We start from the raw sequence: 13,778 nt of genomic DNA on the forward strand, positions 1-13,778 counted from the left end.
GGGGTGTTTCCGGTGAAACATCCCGCACCTGAATGATCGATACGGCGCGGATGCGTCCGGCCCTGACTCTCGGTTTGATCGGGGCTCTGCTGCTGCTGTTGCTGCCGCTATCGGCGCGGGCTCAGGACAAGTTGTTGTGGCTGAAAACCGAATGGCCTCCGGTCTTCATGACGAATGGCGGCGGCTTTGGCGATCATGCCCTCGCCTGGCTGATCGAACGACTGCCGGACTACAGCCATGACATCCGCAGTCTGCCGCTGGCGCGTCTGCTGAAAACCCTGGAGCGGACGGATGTAACAGTCTGCGCCAGCGGTCTGGCCCGCAATCCGGCGCGCGAGGCCCAGTTCCTGGTCAGTCATGATCTGATGCACATGCCCGGCCTGGCCCTGGTGACGCGGGTCGACGAGGTCAATACGTTTCGCGGGTTTCGCAATGCCGAAGGCATGATTGAGTTACGTCGTCTGCTTCAGCAGAGCGAGCTGGATGGCGCAGTTCATGACAGCCGGTCCTATGGTGCGGCGCTGGACGAGCAGTTGCGCAGTGCGCCGCCTTCGGCGCCTGTCGTGCGGCTCTCGAAAACCGGCACGATGCTGTCGATGTTGACCGCCAAGCGGGTCGACTGGCTGTTGCTGTATCCGTTCGAGGCCACCTGGCAGGTGCGGCAGGCACAGAAGGAGGGGGCGGCGATGCCGACCATCACATCCTTGCCGCTGGCGGAGGCGCCAGCGGCCATTCGCGGCGGCATAACCTGTAATCGTGTTCCGGGCAGCGACGCGGTCGTGGAAAAAATCAATCGCCTGATCGCGGCTCATCCGGATCGGCCCTGGCTGCATTCCATGCTGGACTGGCTCGATCCCGAGGCGCGTAAACGCCTCGCCGGCACGCGCTGATCTCAGGGAGCGAAATCCAGCCCGGTCCGGCGCCAGATATCGGCTGCCTCAAGGCCGCTGGCGCGCAGGTCGCGCAGAGCCGGTGCATTCTTGCGCTTGGCCAGCCGTTCGCCGATGTCGTCGGTTAACAGCGAGTGATGGGCATAGGCCGGCACCGGCCAGTCGAACAATGCCTGCAGCAGGCGATGCAGATGCGTGGCGGCAAACAGGTCTTCGCCACGGGTGACCAGCGTGACGCCCTGCAGGGCGTCGTCATGGCTGACGCAGAGATGATAGCTCGCCGGCGTTTCCTTGCGGGCCAACACGACATCGCCAAAGCCACTGATCAGCAGATCCGGCGTCACCGTCTGCTCGCCAGCAGATTCGTCCTGCCAGGTCAGCGGCCAGCGCCCTGCATGGCAGCAGGCGGCTTCGATATCCAGCCGCAGCGCATAGGCGTCTCCGGCTGCCATGCGCTGCTCGCGCTCAGCGTCTGAAAGATGGCGGCAGGTTCCGGGATACACGGTCCCTTCAAAGCCGTGCGGCGCCTGGCCGGCGGCGGCGATCTCGGCCTGAATCTGCTTGCGGGTGCAGAAGCAGGGATAGAGCAGGCTGCGATCGCGCAGGCTGTCGAGTGCGGCTCTGTAGTCGGCGAAATGCTGCGATTGCCGGCGCACCGGTCCTTCCCAGCGCAGGCCCAGCCAGGTCAGGTCCTCGAAAATCGCTGTTGTCAATTCGGGCCGGCAGCGGGTGCCGTCGATATCCTCGATCCGCAGCAGAAAGCGCCCACCCGCCTGCCGGGCACGCAGATATGCCATCCCCGCGGCATAGGCATGCCCGAGATGCAGGTAGCCGGTCGGGCTTGGCGCACAGCGCGTAACGGTGTCAGACTGCATGATACGATTCTCTCTGCAGGCAGCTTATGGCAAAGCCTCTCCCCGCCGCAAAGGCCGATACCCGCAAGCGCACGGCCCTGGCCGTGAAACAGCTCTGCGCCCGTGAACCGAAATTTGCCGCCGCCCGTGCGGCCGTCGGCTTCATCGCGGACCGGCGACGGCCGGCGGATTTCGCCACTCTGTGCCGCATCGTCATCGAACAGCAGATTTCGGTGGCCGCCGCCGCCACCGTCTGGGGGCGGCTGGAGGCCACCGTGCAGGGCCGCGCCAATGGCGCCTTCAGCGCCGAACGCGTGCTGAAACTGAGTGAGGCCCGGCTGCGCGCCTGCGGCCTGAGCGGCCCGAAGGTGCGGTATGTGCGCAACATGGCGCTGGCGGCAAAAAGCGGCGCCATCGATTTCGACCTGCTGCCCAGACTGGATGATGCGGCTGCGATAGCCATGTTGACCGCCGTGAAGGGCATCGGCCGCTGGACGGCGGAAATCTTCCTGATGTTCGCGCTCGACCGCGAGGATATCTGGCCCGCCCATGACGTGGCGTTGCAGGAGGCGGCAAAGCGCCTGTTCGGCCTGAAGACCCGCCCGGACGTGAAGAAGATGGATCGCATGGCGGAAAACTGGCGGCCGCATCGCGGTGTCGCGGCGCGTTTGCTGTGGCGCTATTATGCCGTGACCGGCAATCGCCTCACCACGGACGACAGCAACGCGAAGGCACCCGTATGACCGCCACCATCGATGGCCCCCGTCTTTCGCCCGCCAAAGGCCCAGCCCGCAAGCTGGTGGTGCTGGTGCATGGTTATGGCGCCGATGGCAATGACCTGATCGAACTGGGCGCGCAGTGGCAGCGGCAGCTGCCGGATGCAGCCTTTGTCGCGCCGCATGCGCCGGCGATGATCCCGGGTTTCCCGCCGGGCATGGGTGGCGGGCGGCAATGGTTCGCGCTGGACGCTTATGACCCCAACCTGCTGCGTCGCGATCCGCAACATACCGCCGCGATCTATGCGACCATGCAGCAGGCGGCCGAGCAGGTGGCGCCGGCGCTGGATGCGTTTCTGGACGCCGAGTTGAAGCGGCACGGTCTTGGGCCGCGTGACCTCGCGCTGGTGGGGTTCAGCCAGGGCACCATGATGGCGCTGCATATCGGTCTGCGTCGCGATCCGGCACCGGCGGCGATCCTGGGCTATTCCGGCGCGCTGCTGGGCGGGGCGGATCTGAAAAAGCAGATCCACGCCCGGCCGCCGATTCTCCTGATTCACGGCGATGCCGATGCGGTCGTCCCGATCGAGGCGATGCATGCGGCGCTGGCAGCCTTGAACGAGGCCGGCTGCCCAGCGCGGTTCCATGTCAGCCCCGGGCTCGGCCATGGCATTGACGGCCAGGGACTCAGCCTCGGTGGCGCCTTCCTCGCCGAACATCTCGCGGCGCGCTAGATCATCAGGACGACCGGTGTGGATAACCTGCCCGGTTCACCAAATAAGGTGGTTGTCATGATGCGGTAACCCCGCATATGGTAATGATATTCGGCGTACGGACCTGAGGGAGACATGACCCCAGAGAGTTGTCCAGCGTTGGTTCTGAATGCGGATTACCAGCCGCTGTCCTATTTCCCGCTTTCGGTCTGGCCGTGGCAGGAAGTGGTGAAAGCGGTGTGTATGGATCGCGTCACCATCCTGTCGGAATACGACCAGGAAATTCATTCGCCCAGCATGCGCATGCGGCTGCCCAGTGTGGTGGCGCTCAAGCGCTATATCGCCCCGGCCCGGCGTCCGGCCTTCACCCGGTTCAATCTGTTCCTGCGTGACCGCTTCTCCTGCCAGTATTGCGGCAGCCGGCATGAGCTGACCTTCGATCACGTGATCCCGCGCTCGCGCGGTGGCCTGACGCGCTGGGACAATGTGGTGGCCGCCTGCGCGCCCTGTAACCTGACCAAGGGCGGTCGCATGCCCGACGACTGCCACATGCATCCCCGCATGCGGCCGCATATGCCGACCGTACAGGAACTGCAGCGCAACGGGCGCGGCTTCCCGCCCAATTTCCTGCACGAAAGCTGGCGTGATTTTCTCTACTGGGACAGCGAGCTGGAGCCGTAAGTCCCGGATGGCGCGTCAGACTCGCTCGGACAGCCAGATGGCGCCGCGCGTGATCGCCTTGATGCCTTTCGACAGCAGGGGATAGGCCGGCGCTTCGGCGGCGCCTTCGGCACGCGCCGTGTCGCGGTGGCTCACCTCGTCGGCGCGGAACTGCTCGATCATGTCGCGCAACGCGGGCTCGGTTTCGCCGAGCGCTTCCACCTGTTTGGCATAATGGGCGTCGATCACGTCCTCGACGGCTTCGGTGCAGGCCATGGCAGCCTTCTCGCCCAGCAGCGCCGTGGCGGCACCGAGCGCAAAACCGCCGACATGCCAGAGCGGCGAGAGCAGGGTGGGGCGGACATGATGCTTCGGCAGCAGGCGGTCGAAGGCATCCAGATGCGCCTGTTCCTGTTCCAGCATATGGCGAATGGTTGGCGTCGAGGGCGCTTGCTTCAGTACCGACAGCTGCCCTTCATAGATGCGCTTGGCGCCGTATTCGCCGGCATGGTCGACGCGCAGGATGCGCTCCAGCAGTTGCCGCGGATCGGGATCGCCGGCCAGACGTCGCTTCTGCATCACACCGCCCTCTTGGCAGCCAGCAGGGCGAAGATCGCCAGGGCTGCCGACCACAGGGCATTCCAGCCCGCCATGGACAGGCCGAGGACGCGGATGGCGGCCTCGTCGCAGCGCACGACGGGGGCCGCCATGATCTGGGCGCGCAGGGCGTCCAGCGAAGTGGCGGTGGAGGTGCTGCTGCAGCTGGTCAGGCCCTGCCACCACTGCCATTCGACGCCGGCATGGAAGGCGCCGATGCCGCCGGTGATCGCGAAGCTGAAGGCAGCCAGGGCCAGAAGCTGCGCGCGCCAGCGCGGCAGCACGAAAGTGGCGAGGCCGAAGATCAGGGCGGCGATATGCGGCCAGCGCTGCCAGTGGCACATTTCGCAGGGCGGCAGGCCGAAGCCGTATTGCGCGATCAGCACCAGCGCCAGCGTGCCGCCAGCGGCCAGCGCGACGAGCAGGCCGGAGCGGCGGGGATCGAGCAGGGTGTCGATGGTCATGGCTCAGAAGACATAGCGCACGACGACGAAACCGCCAACCAGGCAGACCACGAACAGCAGGCCGAGGATGTTGAGCCGCTTTTCGATGAAGGTCTGGATCGGGGCGCCATAAGCGCGCAGCAGGCCGGCGACCAGGAAAAAGCGGATGCCGCGGGTGACGATGGAGGCGGCTATGAACACCGGCAGGCTGAAATGCGCCGCGCCGCTGGCGATGGTGACGATCTTATAGGGGATCGGGGTCAGGCCCTTGATCAGGATGATCCAGACGCCCCATTCGTCATAAGCGGCTTCGAAGGCATGCCACTTTTCGGCATAGCCATAGAGGTCGATGATCCAGCGACCCAAGGTCTCGATCAGAAAGTAACCGATGGCATAGCCGAACAGGCCACCGATCACCGAAGCAACGGTGCAGATCGCGGCGTAATGAAAAGCGCGCGCCCGGTTTGCCAGGCACATCGGGATCAGCATCACGTCGGGCGGGATCGGGAAGACCGAGCTTTCCAGGAAGGAGACCACGGCAAGGGCGCGGTCGGCCCGCGGGCGGGCGGCCTGGCGCATGGTCCAGTCGTAAAGGCTGCGAAACACGGCGGCGAAATCTCCGGAGCAGGCTTCGTGTATGCCGGAGCGATCAGGGCTTGTCCATGCGTCGACCGGCCGCAGGCCTATGACAAAACAGTGTTTACCGCGGTTTTTCGGCCATGGCCGGCGGTTGATTCAGCCCGCGCCTTCGGTAATATCCGCCCGCGCCTAAGACCGGCCGCAATCGCCGGGCCCCAGTGGTGAAATTGGTAGACGCGACAGACTCAAAATCTGTTATCCGCAAGGGTGTGCTGGTTCAAGTCCGGCCTGGGGCACCACCGACGACCATCCGACCGGCGCGCTGCGTCCTTAAAGTTTCATCGCCCTCAACTTTTCATGGCCTTGAACTTCGCCATATCGGCCATCGCCGTATCGCGCAGCCGCGCCGTGTCGTTGTCGGCCGTCACCATGCTGTAGCCGAGCGCGAACATGTCGGCCCAGGTCATGCCGACGCGCGGCACGGTACCGAACGGCTTGCCGGCCTTTTTGAGCGCGGCTTCCGTCTTCGCCAGCAGGGCGACCACATCGGGATGATCGAATTCGCCCAGATGCCCGATCGAGCCCGAGAGGTCGAAGGGTCCGACGAAGAGCGCATCGACGCCGTCCACCGCAGCGATCTCCGGGATCGCATCAACTGCGGCGGCGGTCTCGATCTGACAGACGATCAGCAGGTTGTCGTCCGCGGTTTTGCGATAGGCGGCGCCATCGATGCCGTAGTTGGAGGCGCGGATCTGGCCGATGGCTGAGCCGCGAGAGCCGCGCGGCGGATAGCGGCAGGCCGAGACGATGGCCTGGGCTTCTTTCGCGGACTGCACGGAGGGGACGACCACGCCTTCGACACCGACATCGAGCACGCGCTTGAGATAGACCGGATCATGCGAGGGCACGCGGACCAGGCAGGTGGTCTGGGTGCGCGACAGCGCCTGCAGATGACCGATCAGGGTTTCCGGCGTGCCGCGGGCATGTTCCTGGTCAACGATGATGAAGTCGAAGCCGACCAGGCCGAAGATTTCGCTGGTGGCTGGCGTATCGAGGGTGACCCAGGGGCCGAGGACTTTCTCGCCCGCCAGCAGGCGGGGTTTCAGACTGTTGGTACGCAGCATCGCAGCCTCGGGGTTATTTCAGCAGGGCCGGCAGCCACAGGCTGATGGCGGGGACGTAAGTGACCAGTGCCAGGCTCACCAGCAGCGGCGCAAGCCAGGGCAGGATCGCCATGGTGGTGCGTTCGAGGCTGAGGTTGGCGACGCGGGCCAGCACGAACAATACCAGTCCCATTGGCGGATGCAGCAGGCCGATCATCAGGTTCAGCACCATCACCAGACCGAAATGCACCGGGTCGATGCCGAGCTTGAGCACGATGGGCAGCAGGATCGGCGTCAGGATGGTGATGGCGGCCGTCGGTTCGAGGAAGCAGCCGACAAACAGCATCAGCAGGTTGACCAGCAGCAGGAACAGCCAGGGGTTGGTGGTGAATTCCAGCACCCATTGCGCGATCATCTCGGTGGTGCGCGAGGCGGCGAGCACCCAGCCGAAGACCGAGGCGGCCGAGACGATGAACAGGACCGTGGCGGTGGTCTCCACGGTTTCCTGCGATGCCTTGACGAACATCCGCCAGTTCAGGGTCTTGTACCAGACCAGGCCGAGGAACAGCGCCCAGACGCAGGCGGCAATCGCGCCTTCGGTGGCGGTGAAAAGCCCCGAGGTCATGCCGCCGATCAGCAGCACCGGCGTCAGCAGCGGGAGCACAGCGGAAAACCGGAAGACGCGGTCCATCACCAGCAGTAAAGCCAGCGCGACGATCACGGTCGGGCGCGGCGGGGCGCCCCAGTTGATCGCGAAGAAGACCAGTGTGGGCATCAGGATCAGCACACCCAGTTCGGTGAACACACCGATGATGCGCTGCCATTCGAAGGGAATGTCGCCGCCCCATTTGTTGCGCCAGGCAAAGAAGCTGACCGTCAGCATCATCAGCGCGGCCATCACGGCGCCGGGCAGGATGCCGGCCAGGAACAGCTGACCGATCGAGACGCTGGACATCATGCCATAGATGACGAAGGGCAGGGACGGGGGGATGATCGGGCCGAGTGTGGCTGAGGCGGCCGTGATGCCGACGGCGAATTCCACGTCGTAGCCATGTTCCTTCATCGCACGAATCTCGATGGTGCCCAGGCCGGCGGCATCGGCCACCGCAGTGCCCGACATGCCGGCAAAGATCACCGAACCGACAACATTCACATGACCAAGGCCACCGCGCATCCAGCCGACCAGGCCGAGCGCGAAATTGTAGATGCGGTTGGTGATGCCGGCTGAATTCATCAGGTTGCCGGCCAGGATGAAGAAGGGCACGGCCAGCAGCGGGAAGCTGTCGAGGCCGGAAAACATCCGATGGATGACGACGAAATCCGGGGCGATGCCGGTGACGTTGATATAGATCAGCGATGCGCCCGCCATGGCGATGGCGACCGGAATGCCCGACCCCATCAGGGCCAGGAACATCAGCTTGAAAGTGGTGGCGGTCACGGCAAACCTCAGTTCGTATCGGGGCGCTCGAGCACGCTGAAACCCTGGCGCCAATGCATGACGGCAACCTGGATGGCGCGCGCGGTCATCAGCACAAAGCCCAGCAGCACGACGCTGTAAACAATGCCCATGGGCAGGTCGATCACCGACATCGGCTGATATCCGATGCGCTGGATCAGGTTCCAGGTCATCCAGCAGGCGTAGCCGAAGAAGCCGATGCGCATGATGTCGACTAGGGTCGACATGCCGCGTACGACCCGCGCCGGCAGGATGTGGTAAAAGAAATCGACCTGGATGTGGTTGTTCTTGCGCACCGCGCCGGCAGCGCCGATGAAGATCACGCAGATCAAAAGATAGCGCGCGATCTCTTCGGTCCAGGCTGCGGAATTGTTGAGCAGGTAGCGTGTGAAGAACTGATAGAAGACCGTGATGCCCAGTACCCAGAAGATGGCCATGGCAAGCCAGTCCTCGAAGCGATAGGGCTTGAGGTCGATCTCGGCGTCGGAAACATTGAATTGGCCGTGCTCATCGAGCACGGCCTCCTCAACAGCAGGTGTCGGGCTGGGTTTTTCCACAATCTGTCCGCGGTTACTTGAGGGCGAGGATGCGGTCGTAGTCGCTGCGCAGGTAGCCGAAATCCTCCGGCTTCGAGCTGGCCAGCACCGCCTTGCGGAAGGCTTCGCGATCCACCGTGTGGATTTCGGTGACGTTCAGCTTCTTGATCTCGTTCATCAGCAGGGTGTCCTGGTCGCGGATCTGCTGGCTGGCCAGCATGGCGCCGGCCTGCATCGCCTCCACGAAGATCTTGCGGTCATCGGCCGAGAGCTTGGCCCATGTGCCGCCGCTGATGATCGAGTTCAGCGAGTCGATCACATGGCCGGTCAGCATGATGTGCTTCTGCACCTCATGGAACTTACGCGACCAGATGGTGTTGAAGGCATTCTCCTGCGCATCCACCACGCCGCTCTGCAGCGCCAGATACACTTCGGCCAGTGCAATCGGCGTCGGGTTGGCGCCCAGCGCCTTGGGGAAGGCCATATAAGCAGCGGAGTCCGGCACGCGGATCTTCAGGCCGCGCATGTCTTCCGGCTTCAGGATCGGTTTGCTGGCAGTGACATGACGCTCGGCGGCATAGGTCAGTGCGACAATGTAGTTGCCGGTGGCCTTGCGGTAATCCTCACCGAACTCCTTGTAGATGTCGCTGCGCGCATAGGCCATCACATGGTCGAAATCGCGGAACACGAAGGGGAAGTAGGCGACACCGATGCGCTTGGCGACCTGGGCCTGGAAGCTCGCCGCGCTGATCGTCAGGTCGACGGTGCCGAGCGAAAGGCCCTGGTTGAGATCGGATTCCTTGCCCAGCACGGCCGAGGGGAAGAGCTGGATCTTGTAGCGGCCGTTGGTCTGCTTCTCGATCTGCTCGGCAGCGAAAACGGCGCCTTTGTGATGCGGTTCGCCGGGTTCGTAGACATAGGCCCATTTCAGCGTGGTCTGCGCCTGGGCGGCGCCCAGACTGCCCAGAGTGAGGGCGGCAGCAGCCAGCGGCAGCGCCAGATGGCGGGTGATGCGACTGAACAGGGTCATAGCAGGCTCCATGCGTGAGGGTCAGGCGGCAACCGGCGATGCGGTCTGCATCTGCCGTTCGGGGGAAAACTCGGGATGATCGGAGATAAAGCTCATGTAGTCGGCAAAGGCGGCGGCAAGCTCAAAGCCAGGGCGCCAGCCGATGGCGGCCATGCGGGCGATGGCCTGCGGCGGGCGATTGAAGCCCGGATTGACAATGATAGTGCTGTCGTCGGTGCCTTCGGCAGCGAAGCGCCAGCGGAAGCCCGGGATCAGCTGCGCGATCTCGGCGCACCATTGCGCCAGTCCGAAGCGCGTGCCTGAACCGATGTTGAAGACGGGGTATGGCAGCACCGCGGCATCGGTCAGCATCAGCAGGCCGCGCGCCGCATCGGCGGCATAGAGCCAGTCGATCTGCACCTCGCGCGGCAGCACCGCTTCGCGGCCGGCCGTGGCGGCGGCCAGGCATTGCAGCAGGGCGGAGAGCGCGTCGCGTTTGCCGCTCCGCCATTCCCAGCGGCCATATTGCGGGCCGAGGCGGGCGATGGTGAGATCGAAGGGCTTCAGATCGTGCAGGCGCTTCAGGCCCCGTTCAAAGGCGAGTTTCGACAGGCCATAGAGATTGAAGGGGTCGAGTGGTGTATCCTCATCGATCGCGGCGAGCGTGTCGGAGACGGCGCCATACGCCGATACCGAGGAGACTGCGACCACGCGACCGATGCCCGCCGTCACGGCTTCGGCGATGCAGTCGAGAGCGGCGACGGTGTTAACGGCCAGGATCGAGCCCGGGGCCTCGCGTTCGCGGTTGGCGTCCGGTGTGATGGCAGCAGCCTGGATCAGCGACGTGATGCCGGGTTGGCGCAGAAAGCTGCGGCGGTCAGCGGCATGGGTGATGTCGCCCACGCATTCGACCAGGCGACCGGGCAGGCGGGCAAAAGCGGCTTTGGCAGCGGCCGGCAGGGGCTGCAGATCGAACGCGGTCACGGTCCGTCCATCGCGCAGCGCCTGCTCGACGATATTCAGGCCGATAAACCCGCTGGCCCCGGTAATCCCTACGCCCATTGCTGCCCGCCCCAGACTGTATGCAGTCTGTATACAGGCAAGAAGGATGCCAGTGGCCGAGCGGCGATTTACGCGCGTATGCCAGCGGGAACGGTCAAATTTACGGCAGGGTGCTGCTGTTTTTTGGCCAACAGCTCAAAAAAGACCGGTCGCAAGAAAAAGCCGGGCAGCCTTTCGACTGCCCGGCTTTCTCAGGGGTAGATGATCAGTGACGCTTGGTAGCGTCGCGCACGGCATCCTTGGCGCCGCCGATGGCGTTCTGGATCTTGCCTGCGGCCTTATCCATCTTGCCTTCGGTCTGGAGCTTGGCGTCGCCCGTGACTTTACCGGCGGCGTCCTTGATGGCGCCCTTGACCTGCTTGGCCGTGCCTTCAATGCGATCCTTGTCCATGTGACTCTCCTGTTGGTGCGTGGCGAGGTAGTGCGAACCCAACGGGATGGTCGGCGATGCGTTCCGGTCAGATTGTCGCAGTGTGTACCGGAAACCCGCATATCGGCTGTTTTCCGCGCTACATATTTTTCAGGAACTGCCGCGATTTATGCGGGTTTTATGACTGTCAGGAGGATTTTTCCATGGGACAGCACAGCAAACCCGGTTCGCAAAACGCCAAGCAGCAGGAACAGGAGATTGATTATTCGCGTCTGCGCCGCCGCCGCCGCGGCGATGATGTCGCGCAACAGCAAAAAGCGCAGAGCGCCAGGGATCACGCCGGCGTGGGCCCGCAGGGCAACATTCGCCGGAATACGCATTACCATCAGGATCGCTGACCTTTACGGGTCTTCCATGCTGAGCGGCCGGGCGATCTCTTCCAGGGGTTTTCGTTCGGCCGCCGTGCCCCAGATCGCCTGGATCACGCCCGCAGCCAGCATCAGCGCCGCGCCCAGCAGATAGCCGCCAAACACGCTGTCGCGCGAACCGGTCTCGATCAGCGCGCCAAACAGCGCAGGCGCGGCAACACCACCCAGACCGGTGCCAATGGCATAGAAGATGGCAATGGCCAGGGCGCGGATTTCCAGCGGGAAGGTTTCACTCACGGTCAGATAGGCTGAGCTTGCCGCTGCCGATGCAAAGAAGAAGATCATGGTCCAGGCCATGGTCTGGCTGCGGCTGGTCAACAGGTCCTGCTGGAACAGCCAGCCGGTAAGAGCCAGCAGCACGGCAGAAATGATGAATGTGCCGGCAATCATCGGGCGTCGTCCGATGGTGTCGAAGTATCGTCCGAGCAGCAGCGGCCCCAGCACATTGCCGGCTGCAAACGGCAGGATGTACCAGCCGACATCGGCCGGCGGCACGGCATAGAAATTGGTCAGTACCAGTGCATAGGTGAAAAAGATCGCGTTATAGAAAAAGGCCTGCGCCACCATGAGGCTCAGGCCTACCAGGGCGCGGCGGCGATGGCGATAAAACAGAATATGCGCCACCTCCAGCAGGCCCGCGGCGGCACGCGGGCGGATATGCAGCATGGTCGCGGGGGTGTTCTGATGCGCCGCCGGCGCGTTTTTCTCGATCTCGACGACAATTGCCTCGGCTTCCGCCACGCGGCCGTGCACCAGCAGCCAGCGCGGGCTTTCCGGCAGCCACAGCCGCATCAGCAGGATCGGCAGCGCCAACAGCGCGCCGATCAGGAAGCAGATGCGCCAGCCCCAGTCGGGCCCGAAAGACGCCGTATCGAGCAGCACGAGTGAGCCGACAGCGCCCATGCCGGCGCCGATCCAGAAGGTGCCGTTGATGGTCAGATCGCTCCAGCCGCGATAGCGCGCCGGGATCAGCTCCTGGATGGTGGAGTTGATCGCCGTGTATTCGCCGCCGATGCCGGCGCCAGTGAGACAGCGGAACAGCGCGAAGCTCCAGATATCCCATGACAGCGCCGTGCCTGCCGTGGCCAGTCCGTACAGCGCCAGCGTAGTGAAGAAGAGTTTGCGGCGGCCGAGCCGGTCAGTCAGCCAGCCGAAGAATAGAGCGCCCAGCACGGCGCCGGCCAGATAGGCGCTGCTGGCCAGGCCGATCTCCACATTGCTGAAGCCGAGACTCGCCTCGCTTTTCAGCATGCCGGCGACAGCTCCAGCCAAGGTCACTTCCAGTCCGTCGAGAATCCAGGTGATCCCGAGCGTCACCACCACAAGGGTGTGAAAGCGGCCCCAGGGCAGCCGGTCCATCCGGCAGGGCAGATCGGTCCGGATCACCGCCATATCGGTTAATCCAGCGGCATTCTGGCCGGCCGGCGGGGATTTTCAGTCCCCTTGCCATCGTCGGCAAAATAGTTATGCTTCATAACAATCATCGCTCGAGCAAAAAAGATAACCGTCATGCGTCTCGATCCTGTTGACCGTTCCGAAGCCGAACTCAGCCTGCCGCCCACCCTGGGCGTGAATGTGCAGGGCGAGGTCGCCGTGCTTACGCTGAAGCGTGCGGAAAAACGTAACGCTCTGGACAACGTCACGGTTCTGGGCTTGCAGAGCTTTTTCATGGCCCCGCCGCCCGGCGTGAAGGCTGTGGTGCTGGATGGCGAAGGCGAGCATTTCTCCGCGGGCCTCGACCTCAGTGCCACGCAGGAGCTGTCATCGACGGATGGCGTGTTCCATTCGCGGATGTGGCATGAAGCCTTTCGCCATATCCAGTTCGGCAAGGTGCCGGTGATCTCGGTGCTGCATGGCGCGGTGATCGGCGGCGGCCTGGAACTGGCGGCCTCCACTCATATTCGCGTTGCCGAGGCCTCGACCTTCTACGCATTGCCGGAAGGCCAGCGTGGCATTTTCGTTGGCGGTGGCGGCTCGGTACGCATTCCGAAACTGATCGGCGTGGCGCGCATGATGGACATGATGCTGACCGGCCGCGTCTACAAGGCCGAGGAAGGTCATGATATCGGCCTGTCGCATTACCTGGTTGCCGAAGGGCAAGGCATGACGACAGCTATGGAGCTGGCGAAAAAGATGGCGGCCAATGCACCGATGACCAATTTTGCTGTCATGCATGCCCTGCCGCGCATCGCCGACAGTTCGCCCGAGGCCGGTTACATGATGGAGGCGATGATTTCGTCGATCGCCCAGGCTGATATCGAAGCCAAGACTCGGATCCGCGACTTCCTGGAGAAGCGCGCCGGTAAGGTCGGCAAGGACTGAAACTGTAAGAAATAGCCCGACCGCGCATACCGCGGCGGGT

General features: G+C 63.8%; 17 protein-coding genes and 1 tRNA gene. 7 read left to right on the forward strand and 11 right to left on the reverse strand.

Going from position 1 to position 13,778, the window contains the following annotated elements:
* Nucleotides 1-32 precede the first annotated feature (32 nt).
* Nucleotides 33-890: a hypothetical protein gene (locus tag AC1ROB_RS08550; protein WP_492971617.1), complete on the forward strand. Its 858-nt coding sequence runs from the start codon at nucleotides 33-35 to the stop codon at nucleotides 888-890.
* 2 nt (nucleotides 891-892) lie between these two features.
* Here AC1ROB_RS08550 and gluQRS read toward each other — a convergent pair whose 3' ends face one another.
* A complete protein-coding gene (gene gluQRS, locus AC1ROB_RS08555) occupies nucleotides 893-1,765 on the reverse strand; it encodes a tRNA glutamyl-Q(34) synthetase GluQRS (RefSeq protein ID WP_492971616.1) in 873 nt (290 codons plus the stop codon).
* A gap of 26 nt (nucleotides 1,766-1,791) precedes the next feature.
* Here gluQRS and AC1ROB_RS08560 point away from each other — a divergent pair, with 26 nt between their 5' ends.
* The 3 genes from AC1ROB_RS08560 (at nucleotide 1,792) to AC1ROB_RS08570 (ending at nucleotide 3,854) form a co-directional block, all read left to right on the forward strand.
* A complete protein-coding gene (locus tag AC1ROB_RS08560) occupies nucleotides 1,792-2,487 on the forward strand; it encodes a DNA-3-methyladenine glycosylase family protein (RefSeq protein WP_492971615.1) in 696 nt (231 codons plus the stop codon).
* On the forward strand, nucleotides 2,484-3,194 hold the full coding sequence (locus AC1ROB_RS08565; protein WP_492971614.1) for an alpha/beta hydrolase: 711 nt from the start codon (nucleotides 2,484-2,486) through the stop codon (nucleotides 3,192-3,194). Before AC1ROB_RS08560 ends, AC1ROB_RS08565 begins: the two co-directional genes overlap by 4 nt.
* Before the next feature lie 114 nt (nucleotides 3,195-3,308).
* Complete coding sequence (locus AC1ROB_RS08570; protein ID WP_492971613.1) at nucleotides 3,309-3,854, forward strand: HNH endonuclease; 546 nt, start codon at nucleotides 3,309-3,311, stop codon at nucleotides 3,852-3,854.
* 15 nt (nucleotides 3,855-3,869) lie between these two features.
* On the opposite strand, the gene AC1ROB_RS08575 is transcribed toward AC1ROB_RS08570, so the two are convergent.
* The 3 genes from AC1ROB_RS08575 to AC1ROB_RS08585 are packed head-to-tail and all read right to left on the reverse strand — an operon-like array spanning nucleotide 3,870 to nucleotide 5,479.
* A complete protein-coding gene (locus AC1ROB_RS08575) occupies nucleotides 3,870-4,412 on the reverse strand; it encodes a demethoxyubiquinone hydroxylase family protein (RefSeq protein ID WP_492971612.1) in 543 nt (180 codons plus the stop codon).
* On the reverse strand, nucleotides 4,412-4,894 hold the full coding sequence (locus tag AC1ROB_RS08580) for a disulfide bond formation protein B (RefSeq protein WP_492971611.1): 483 nt from the start codon (nucleotides 4,892-4,894) through the stop codon (nucleotides 4,412-4,414). The genes AC1ROB_RS08575 and AC1ROB_RS08580 overlap by 1 nt, the downstream gene beginning before the upstream one ends.
* Before the next feature lie 3 nt (nucleotides 4,895-4,897).
* A complete protein-coding gene (locus tag AC1ROB_RS08585) occupies nucleotides 4,898-5,479 on the reverse strand; it encodes a YqaA family protein (protein ID WP_492971610.1) in 582 nt (193 codons plus the stop codon).
* 185 nt (nucleotides 5,480-5,664) lie between these two features.
* Here AC1ROB_RS08585 and AC1ROB_RS08590 point away from each other — a divergent pair.
* Nucleotides 5,665-5,751 (forward strand) — tRNA-Leu (locus tag AC1ROB_RS08590).
* A gap of 48 nt (nucleotides 5,752-5,799) precedes the next feature.
* Here AC1ROB_RS08590 and AC1ROB_RS08595 read toward each other — a convergent pair.
* From AC1ROB_RS08595 to AC1ROB_RS08620, 6 genes are all read right to left on the reverse strand, one after another.
* Nucleotides 5,800-6,576 carry an HpcH/HpaI aldolase family protein gene (locus AC1ROB_RS08595; protein WP_492971609.1) on the reverse strand — a complete coding sequence of 259 codons (777 nt, stop codon included), beginning with the start codon at nucleotides 6,574-6,576 and terminating at the stop codon, nucleotides 5,800-5,802.
* 13 nt (nucleotides 6,577-6,589) lie between these two features.
* On the reverse strand, nucleotides 6,590-7,993 hold the full coding sequence (locus AC1ROB_RS08600; protein ID WP_492971608.1) for a TRAP transporter large permease: 1,404 nt from the start codon (nucleotides 7,991-7,993) through the stop codon (nucleotides 6,590-6,592).
* 8 nt (nucleotides 7,994-8,001) lie between these two features.
* Nucleotides 8,002-8,529, reverse strand: coding sequence for a TRAP transporter small permease (locus tag AC1ROB_RS08605; RefSeq protein ID WP_492971607.1), 528 nt, complete (start codon nucleotides 8,527-8,529; stop codon nucleotides 8,002-8,004).
* 52 nt (nucleotides 8,530-8,581) lie between these two features.
* Nucleotides 8,582-9,577, reverse strand: coding sequence for a sialic acid TRAP transporter substrate-binding protein SiaP (locus AC1ROB_RS08610; protein ID WP_492971606.1), 996 nt, complete (start codon nucleotides 9,575-9,577; stop codon nucleotides 8,582-8,584).
* 21 nt (nucleotides 9,578-9,598) lie between these two features.
* Nucleotides 9,599-10,618, reverse strand: coding sequence for an NAD-dependent epimerase/dehydratase family protein (locus tag AC1ROB_RS08615; RefSeq protein WP_492971605.1), 1,020 nt, complete (start codon nucleotides 10,616-10,618; stop codon nucleotides 9,599-9,601).
* A gap of 205 nt (nucleotides 10,619-10,823) precedes the next feature.
* On the reverse strand, nucleotides 10,824-11,009 hold the full coding sequence (locus tag AC1ROB_RS08620; RefSeq protein WP_492971604.1) for a CsbD family protein: 186 nt from the start codon (nucleotides 11,007-11,009) through the stop codon (nucleotides 10,824-10,826).
* A gap of 56 nt (nucleotides 11,010-11,065) precedes the next feature.
* On the opposite strand from AC1ROB_RS08620, the gene AC1ROB_RS08625 reads away from it, so the two are divergent.
* Nucleotides 11,066-11,386, forward strand: a complete 321-nt coding sequence (locus AC1ROB_RS08625; RefSeq protein WP_492971603.1) for a hypothetical protein — start codon at nucleotides 11,066-11,068, stop codon at nucleotides 11,384-11,386.
* Between the two features lie 3 nt (nucleotides 11,387-11,389).
* Here the strand turns inward: AC1ROB_RS08625 and AC1ROB_RS08630 are convergent, their stop codons facing one another.
* Nucleotides 11,390-12,808: an MFS transporter gene (locus AC1ROB_RS08630; RefSeq protein ID WP_492971602.1), complete on the reverse strand. Its 1,419-nt coding sequence runs from the start codon at nucleotides 12,806-12,808 to the stop codon at nucleotides 11,390-11,392.
* A 117-nt stretch (nucleotides 12,809-12,925) separates the two neighbouring features.
* Between AC1ROB_RS08630 and AC1ROB_RS08635 the strand changes: the two genes are divergently transcribed.
* Nucleotides 12,926-13,738, forward strand: coding sequence for a crotonase/enoyl-CoA hydratase family protein (locus AC1ROB_RS08635; RefSeq protein WP_492971601.1), 813 nt, complete (start codon nucleotides 12,926-12,928; stop codon nucleotides 13,736-13,738).
* Nucleotides 13,739-13,778 lie beyond the last annotated feature (40 nt).

It is taken from the genome of Ferrovibrio sp. GW821-FHT12F09 (genome assembly GCF_058806775.1).

What these genes read in the sequence shown, in the direction of transcription:
- AC1ROB_RS08550 (WP_492971617.1), top strand. Translation starts at nt 33, where the DNA reads ATGATCGATACGGCGCGGATGCGTCCGGCCCTGACTCTCGGTTTGATC.
- gluQRS (WP_492971616.1), bottom strand. Translation starts at nt 1,765, where the DNA reads ATGCAGTCTGACACCGTTACGCGCTGTGCGCCAAGCCCGACCGGCTAC.
- AC1ROB_RS08560 (WP_492971615.1), top strand. Translation starts at nt 1,792, where the DNA reads ATGGCAAAGCCTCTCCCCGCCGCAAAGGCCGATACCCGCAAGCGCACG.
- AC1ROB_RS08565 (WP_492971614.1), top strand. Translation starts at nt 2,484, where the DNA reads ATGACCGCCACCATCGATGGCCCCCGTCTTTCGCCCGCCAAAGGCCCA.
- AC1ROB_RS08570 (WP_492971613.1), top strand. Translation starts at nt 3,309, where the DNA reads ATGACCCCAGAGAGTTGTCCAGCGTTGGTTCTGAATGCGGATTACCAG.
- AC1ROB_RS08575 (WP_492971612.1), bottom strand. Translation starts at nt 4,412, where the DNA reads ATGCAGAAGCGACGTCTGGCCGGCGATCCCGATCCGCGGCAACTGCTG.
- AC1ROB_RS08580 (WP_492971611.1), bottom strand. Translation starts at nt 4,894, where the DNA reads ATGACCATCGACACCCTGCTCGATCCCCGCCGCTCCGGCCTGCTCGTC.
- AC1ROB_RS08595 (WP_492971609.1), bottom strand. Translation starts at nt 6,576, where the DNA reads ATGCTGCGTACCAACAGTCTGAAACCCCGCCTGCTGGCGGGCGAGAAA.
- AC1ROB_RS08610 (WP_492971606.1), bottom strand. Translation starts at nt 9,577, where the DNA reads ATGACCCTGTTCAGTCGCATCACCCGCCATCTGGCGCTGCCGCTGGCT.
- AC1ROB_RS08615 (WP_492971605.1), bottom strand. Translation starts at nt 10,618, where the DNA reads ATGGGCGTAGGGATTACCGGGGCCAGCGGGTTTATCGGCCTGAATATC.
- AC1ROB_RS08620 (WP_492971604.1), bottom strand. Translation starts at nt 11,009, where the DNA reads ATGGACAAGGATCGCATTGAAGGCACGGCCAAGCAGGTCAAGGGCGCC.
- AC1ROB_RS08625 (WP_492971603.1), top strand. Translation starts at nt 11,066, where the DNA reads ATGCGTTCCGGTCAGATTGTCGCAGTGTGTACCGGAAACCCGCATATC.
- AC1ROB_RS08630 (WP_492971602.1), bottom strand. Translation starts at nt 12,808, where the DNA reads ATGGCGGTGATCCGGACCGATCTGCCCTGCCGGATGGACCGGCTGCCC.
- AC1ROB_RS08635 (WP_492971601.1), top strand. Translation starts at nt 12,926, where the DNA reads ATGCGTCTCGATCCTGTTGACCGTTCCGAAGCCGAACTCAGCCTGCCG.